Below are 6803 nucleotides of genomic sequence, written 5' to 3'. Positions count from 1 at the left end.
TCAAGGACGATGCACTACCACAAGGATGTGGTCTGCCTCCTCGGAACACAATTCACCATTGCTATTATAAGTAATCAGAATTTATTGTGCTTTTTATCACATCTCAATCTCAAGCCAACGAAACCACTAGGTAAAACCCTCCATTAATTCAATTTTTTTTGGTATTAATTTGAACCTTGATTAATAGATAAAGCGCGTAGGCTGGGCTTTTCAGCCCGGCCTACGCTTGCTAACTTTGTGGACCTCTTCAGATCAGTGAGTGGCCTTTTTATAATCAAACTCTATACCATTTTCGGGTGTCACAGTACAAAGCTTTATAAGCATGCTCTATATTTAGATAAGGTGCTTAGTTTTTATGGTGCAAATATGTCTATGGTTAAAAGGGAAGGTTATAACGACAAGCCACAAGCTTATATTAATGCTTTAAGAAAAGGAGAGTACTCAGTAGCAGCAGGTTTAGGTCCGTTATTAAATCAAAGATATTTACCATTAAACAAGGACGAGGATAATAAGGATCAGTCTTTAGGTGCTGACGATGTAACTCCTTTAATGGCAAGTCTACTTGCAGAAACGGACATTAATTTTACCGACATAGTAAAAATTCAGCATGGAATTTTATCTACTGACTGGGAAGAACGATATTGTTTGACTCAAGTGATGTCTGGTGCCGCAGTGCTATTAAGCCATGAGGCGTCGCTACAGTTGAAAGAAGAAAATAAAGGCAAACAAGCAAAAGATATTCGCGCAATAGTAACGAACGCAATTCAGCAAGCAATTAAAGGGCCGGAATATACAGAAGGAAATGCAGCCCAACAAGTTGCAAAAACAACGATGATGGAACTGAGTAAAGAAATGCTGGCTTCGATTGATGAAGAAAAAACTCACCAGCGGTTACTTGATTATACAATTAGTAATTTAAAAGAAGATAAGGCCTCACAATTGCGTGAAGCTGGAACACGACTTCTTGCTTTCATCGATAAGATAGACATTCATATAGGAAAAATGAATAAAGAATTCATAAGATTATCTGATGAGATAGATGCTCTAGATAAGATAGAAGGTGGGTACGACCCTGCTCAAAGGAAGCATATGGTTGCGTTAAAGTTAACACGCCTCAGTGAGAAGGCAGAGGCTTTTATCCTTAGACAGGCGGTGGAGGCGCAACTTGTGAGTTTGATTGCTCAACCAGAGCAATTTGAAGAAAACAACATCCTATATTTTTTAAAAGCAAAAGCTACGTATGCGCAAATTTCTGTAAAACAAGCTTTATCAGGGTATCCAGTTGAGGAGCCTTTACAAGAGATAAAGCAACAAATAGAATCCTATTTAGAATTTTTAGAGCAAAACCCTGCTGCAAATCAATTTTATAGAGCTCGCAAACATGCTGCAGAAAATATGCTTATATTGGTTAAAACTGCTGATTTAAGGTCCCCCCAAGACACTCTAAAAAATTTAGAATGTTTTGCCAAAACTATTGAAAATAACCGTCCTGGCTTTGATGGGAAAAACCAGGAATCTCTTCGCAGTCGCCATTGGGCGCTATACCAACTCCGCACTACAACAACGAATCCAATTTCATAGGGCTAAAGACATTTGGCAATCAGCTGCATCACAGATTCTTTGCGCCTAAAACTTACCAACCATTCTTTCTTGCCTTCACAAAAGTTAACTTGACGATGCCGCAAAAATTAATCGCTGCAGCACATCCTGAAAATACCTCTTCCCAAACCATATTAATACAATAAAGAGGTTATAAAATTTGAAATTACAAATATATCCTAATTATTAGATAGATTAATGATTTTTAAAGAACTGTATCCAGGATAGATGGCGTAGCTAAAATTCAATGTCCAAATAATTGATCCATTTATTTGATATGGTTTCTATCGTTATCAGGGCGTTTTGGGGAGCACTCTCTAAACGACAAGAGCAGGAAGTAATGCAGGGCGGTGAAGTCATGAATAAAATGACTTCGTTAGGAATGCCCGCAAGCTATAGAGCTGCCTAAACTCCAGTAAACACTTCAGTTCATGGAGCTCAGCAACAAAGCCCTCGTTAGCCTATCCAATAGTCCAATTTATTTCACCAGGAAGCGAACTCCACCAACTGCCAATCTTTGCAATGTAATCGGCATGGACATTGTTTGAACTAGAGTAGTCTCCAGAAACGGATCCTGCATACATAACACATAAATCTTGTCGAGAAACAATACTAATTGTTTTATTATCACATTCATATTCCAAACGAATACTGGGACCAGCTGTGTAAGTTTGTTGAAGAGTGAAAGCAAGGGCTTTCTCTCCATTTTCAATTATCCCAGGTACTTGCCCAAATATAATCTGGCCATTCGTTAAATTAGTTGAACGTAAAGTACATGTGTGCCCACTCTTGTTAAATACGGAGACATTTAAATTACCACAATTATTTGCATGAGCAGAATATATACTAGTAACCAACGGTATAGCGAGTAAAATTTTATTTTTCATTTATTATATTGGTTAAAATACGAAGGCATGGAGTATACACTCCGGAAATTTTGAGATCAACCTGCTGCTTTAAGAGTCATATAAAGATAGTTTCATCCAAAGAGAAAGGTTCAATAAGATCGGTGTATTCTTCAAATAAGTCTCTAATGGATTGGCTTTCGTTTCGACAAGCTTCCATGCGCACAGGTCGCAAGATGAATTAACGGCATAATTTCAGTGCCTATGCTGTTGACATGGCTGAGCGTACACCAAATGCACGCGCCGCATAATTGCATGTTGCAATACCCCCTTCGGTCAACCGAACCTCTTACTGCAATGAGTTCATTGTCAAGTTCAGGAAAATCACGACATAAAAAAAATCCATATCAATCCGAGTGGCTTTTCTTATTGGATTTCTATCCTTTAGTGCATTCATGATGTGCCCTTTAATACACCCAAACCAAAGGAACCTCAGACCATCGTGTGGTATAAGCAGGTGATTTAAGCTCTGCTCGCATAGCCCAAGGTTTTGAATATCCTTCAGCTGCGAGTCGAATCGTGCTTCGTCTATACTTTTGATTGATTTGCTCAAAAGCACTCATCAATTGCTCCGTATGATCTAAGTGCTCGTCACTTGGTTGATGAAATATGTCCAATTGTCGTGGATTCTTAGGAATTAAATCAAGAAGACATACACCTGCTTTTTTATAGTAATAGCCTGGCTTAAAAATACGCTGCAGACATCGCTTGGCGATTTTGGTAACTAATCGCAAATCGTCCGTAGGATTAATGAACTTAAATTCTATGGATTGAAAGTGTTGTGCTAAATCCTCTCTAAACCGATTGGTATGGACAAAAACCACCTTGCGTTGGCAATTCAATTGTTGGTTACGCATTTTCTCGACGGCTCTTGCGCAATGGCTACTCACCGACTCTGCAATAGAGGAGTATTGGGTTTGCATCTGGCCAAAACTTTTTGATGACATGATACTTTGTTTTGGTTCAGCTTCTTCTAATCCATTACAAGAGATTCCTTGAAGCTCGAGCGCGGTACGCATCAGCACCACATTAAAACTCATTCAAAAGATGGGGATTGGTCGTTGCCAAATCATAAGCCGTATGAATACCTCGGGGCAATTAGTTTATTTTCCCATTGCCGCCCTACTCCCCATATGCCCCCTACTGAAATTTGTTGCAATAACTGGTCACGATTCGAGGTGATATTGAACACTGGAATTTTAAACACCTTCTTGCACAGATGATTCACTATTTTGGCCAGGGTTTTAGTTGGCCCTATTCCAATAGAAGTAGGTATTCCCGTGTCCTTTAGGATCTTTTTCTGTAATTGTTCATAAAAAGAGTCATGACAATCAATCGGTAAGCTACTTAAATCAAGAAATGCTTCATCAATGGAATAAATTTCAACGTGCGGCCAGCTTTCTTCAATGGTACACATCACACAACTACTGCTGTTGCCATAGAGCGTGGAATTAATGAGAATTGTAATGGACTTGTACTGCAATATTTAAAAAAAGTTCCAGTTTTAATTCAATAACAGATCAACATTTAATGACTATTATGAAAAAACTTAATGAAAAACCTCGCGATCCAGAATTTTTGCCCTAACGCAAAATCTTTAATCACTACTTAAATGGTTTAATCTCTACCAATGGGATTGTAACAACAGGTAAATTCAAACGGCTTAGGCTCGGCCTGCCTATTTAAACTTAAATAATAACCTTCATTTTTAATTAATGAATTAATATTAAGTAAATTATCGACTTCATATAAATAATCACGATGTGGGGATTCCCAGTCAGAAATTTGAATTAGTGCTTTTTGTTTCGCTTCAAATTCATTAGCAGCAACAACAAAAATATTTTTATGTAACTCTGTAAATTGCTTTTTATCGTAACCACCCAAGTTTACGAAAAATAATTTATTACCACTATCTTCTGATTGTTTCTGTGAAATTTGAATACTATGTCCATCTGCATACTTTAAAATGCCCCAGGCGTCTATATGTAAACTTTTTGGTATACCCCACCAGCTTTTTCTAAGAGCATCATAGGTATCTTCAATGGAGTTAGCGACTATAAAGCGTAGATCATGAAGTTCGATTAAAGAATTAGGGTGGCAACCACCAATATATACTACAAATAAATTCATTATTTAGTTATCCTAATGAAACAAAGCATTTTGAACCTTGTCTGTAATTATTTCGGCATTAAGAATTGTCTCACTGCTGATGAGGTAATTTAAATACTTTTTTATTAATAATAAAATAATATTTTTTAACAATTATTATCTTCTAATGACATCTCAGGTAACTTTTCTTGTAACAACTTTTTATCTGGGAGTTGAATTTGATACTCAACAATTAATGCTGGGGATAAAGTTCTATTTAAGGAAAACGCTACAACCTTTTCCTTACTTGCGCATAATAATAATCCTTTGGATGGATTTTCATAAGCTTTTTTTACCGTCCGATCCAAACCCTCCAGGTAAAATAAGATTTTTCCAAGACCGCCCAAGTTTTAATTCTACTGCAATAAGGCAATTTAGCCCTCTATGAAAAAATAATAAGCTAAAGATCGGTTATCTTATGTAAAAGATAATGCAATGATAGCATTTTATTTTAAATTGGAACTTATGATGGTCACGTTAGTTGCCAAATTGCAAGAAAATGAATGGCTTTCATCTGAGGAATCAATTGATTTGATGAAAAGAACGGAAAGCTTAATTGAAAATCCTACAGAATATAAGACATTTCTTACTGCAGCGAAAAATTATCGTATGGTTTCTGGCGGAAAATGATCAGCATATATGATGCTGATTGCTGGTTGGGCTGCCAAGATTATGACAATATATCATATGGGTGTTTCTGGCTATTAAATTATGAACCGTATTAACGAGAATGCAAATCACGACCCAACCGGTCGAGCGTCCAGGCCACCAGAGTATCATTCTTGCTCAATGCTTTTAAAAAAGTTAGCCCGTTCTGGGCAATCATCTTTTTTACCAGAAGCAAAATCTTCATAAATTTGAGTTCGATGATGAATGACAACATAACCCAAATTCTTAATACTCCAGAACAAGTAACCAACATCATCGTTTTATGGCTTCATTTCGGATAGGCAAACCTCCAAACTTCTCCAGTATAAATTCTTTCGACAATTTCTGTCGGGCCAAAGGCCCGACCTTGGGATATTCCTATTGATTTTTATAATAATTAATAAGAAAGCAAGCTTGAGCTTTCATCTATCGTATTCTGATGCTTTAACACCTCCGCACCATGATTCGCCTCCTGAGACTTCTCATATTGCTTATGTTTTATGTAGTGAATTCTGCGTGCCAAGGAGCCTGTGTGATTGAAATCTTTTTGCTCTTCTATCTGTCGAAAGTTATCCAATAAATCATTGATGTTGGTACTTTTTTTCACTATTTCATTTACCTTGTCTACATGATGCCGATTCCAGTGAAAAGTAAAAAAAAGTGAAAACCCAGGGCTGCAACTGGTATTTTTGGTGTAATCATTTAAAAGATTTTGTGCATTCTCAAATAAATCATCTGAGCAGAACAGATCATCATAACTCGCTGGGAAGTACTCTCTTTTTCTGTATTCATCCAGATCTAATGTTCTTTTTGGTATATTAATGGAAACATTCATATCGTTAGGGACCGTAAGCGTTTTTACTGAAACAGGTAATCTAATAATCAAATCGCGTAACACCTTATCATCAATAACGAGGTTATTTTGTGGGTTTCCTTCTAAAAGAGAAATTTCTGTTAAATGCTTTGGAAAATTGCTAAAAAATCGAATCAGTTCTTCATGAGTGCAATTTGCAATGACATCAAGATTAATCTTAAAATGAGTCACATGTTTTGGAATAGCCTTTATTACGTCTTCTGGATTGTTCCATTTATGTTTGACATCAAAATGAACCTGAGTAATAAATTCAGGGAGTTCTTTTAAATACTTGATGCAATCCGCTTTGGACTGGTCAGCAGAAGAGTTAAACACAGAAGATAAAAACATAATCGATGAAAATCTAGAGGGAAACTGAGCTAATTTTTTTGCCATGTCCGAGCTTGTTATAATGATATCCGGATTTTCGTTCTGAAATCTATTAACCAAGGCAAATGCTTCTGCCAAAAGCTCTTCTGTTATTAACATTTTGTCTTCTATAAGAAAATTAACCCAACCTCTACCCAATCCATCAGGTTTTATAATTAGATTTTTTTCTTTTATTTCAGTAGTAATATTAGGTACTTTAACTTTAAATAATATGACGCCCATGTTAACTCCAATTGCTCAGATGTAGTTAAAAGGAGGCA

General features: G+C 36.5%; 6 protein-coding genes and 2 pseudogenes. 2 read left to right on the top strand and 6 right to left on the bottom strand.

Annotated elements, in window-relative coordinates:
• Positions 1-366 precede the first annotated feature (366 nt).
• On the top strand, positions 367-1581 hold the full coding sequence (locus tag DGG96_RS10725) for a hypothetical protein (RefSeq protein ID WP_110142663.1): 1215 nt from the start codon (positions 367-369) through the stop codon (positions 1579-1581).
• A 479-nt stretch (positions 1582-2060) separates the two neighbouring features.
• On the opposite strand, the gene DGG96_RS10720 is transcribed toward DGG96_RS10725, so the two are convergent.
• The 5 genes and pseudogenes from DGG96_RS10720 to DGG96_RS10700 all read right to left on the bottom strand — a co-directional run bounded on the left by DGG96_RS10720 (position 2061) and on the right by DGG96_RS10700 (position 4960).
• A complete protein-coding gene (locus tag DGG96_RS10720; RefSeq protein WP_110142662.1) occupies positions 2061-2486 on the bottom strand; it encodes a hypothetical protein in 426 nt (141 codons plus the stop codon).
• A gap of 91 nt (positions 2487-2577) precedes the next feature.
• Positions 2578-2901 (bottom strand): annotated as a pseudogene (locus DGG96_RS10715) (Y-family DNA polymerase); the annotation flags it as partial.
• Positions 2902-2911: 10 nt separating this feature from the next.
• Positions 2912-3957: pseudogene (locus DGG96_RS10710) on the bottom strand (Y-family DNA polymerase); the annotation flags it as partial.
• A gap of 164 nt (positions 3958-4121) precedes the next feature.
• Positions 4122-4634 (bottom strand): DUF1543 domain-containing protein, encoded by a 513-nt coding sequence (locus tag DGG96_RS10705; RefSeq protein ID WP_110142661.1) that lies wholly within the window; start codon positions 4632-4634, stop codon positions 4122-4124.
• A gap of 125 nt (positions 4635-4759) precedes the next feature.
• On the bottom strand, positions 4760-4960 hold the full coding sequence (locus DGG96_RS10700; protein ID WP_199739232.1) for a PDDEXK nuclease domain-containing protein: 201 nt from the start codon (positions 4958-4960) through the stop codon (positions 4760-4762).
• 127 nt (positions 4961-5087) lie between these two features.
• Here DGG96_RS10700 and DGG96_RS10695 point away from each other — a divergent pair, with 127 nt between their 5' ends.
• Positions 5088-5282 carry a hypothetical protein gene (locus tag DGG96_RS10695; RefSeq protein ID WP_110142660.1) on the top strand — a complete coding sequence of 65 codons (195 nt, stop codon included), beginning with the start codon at positions 5088-5090 and terminating at the stop codon, positions 5280-5282.
• A 415-nt stretch (positions 5283-5697) separates the two neighbouring features.
• Here the strand turns inward: DGG96_RS10695 and DGG96_RS10685 are convergent, their stop codons facing one another.
• Entirely contained in the window at positions 5698-6765 is a 1068-nt protein-coding gene (locus DGG96_RS10685) for a DUF5617 domain-containing protein (protein WP_110142659.1), read from the bottom strand.
• Between the last annotated feature and the right edge of the window lie 38 nt (positions 6766-6803).

Source organism: Legionella qingyii, from assembly GCF_003184185.1.
Note: the sequence above shows the minus strand (reverse complement) of the source record. Positions and strands in the feature narration are given on the sequence as shown.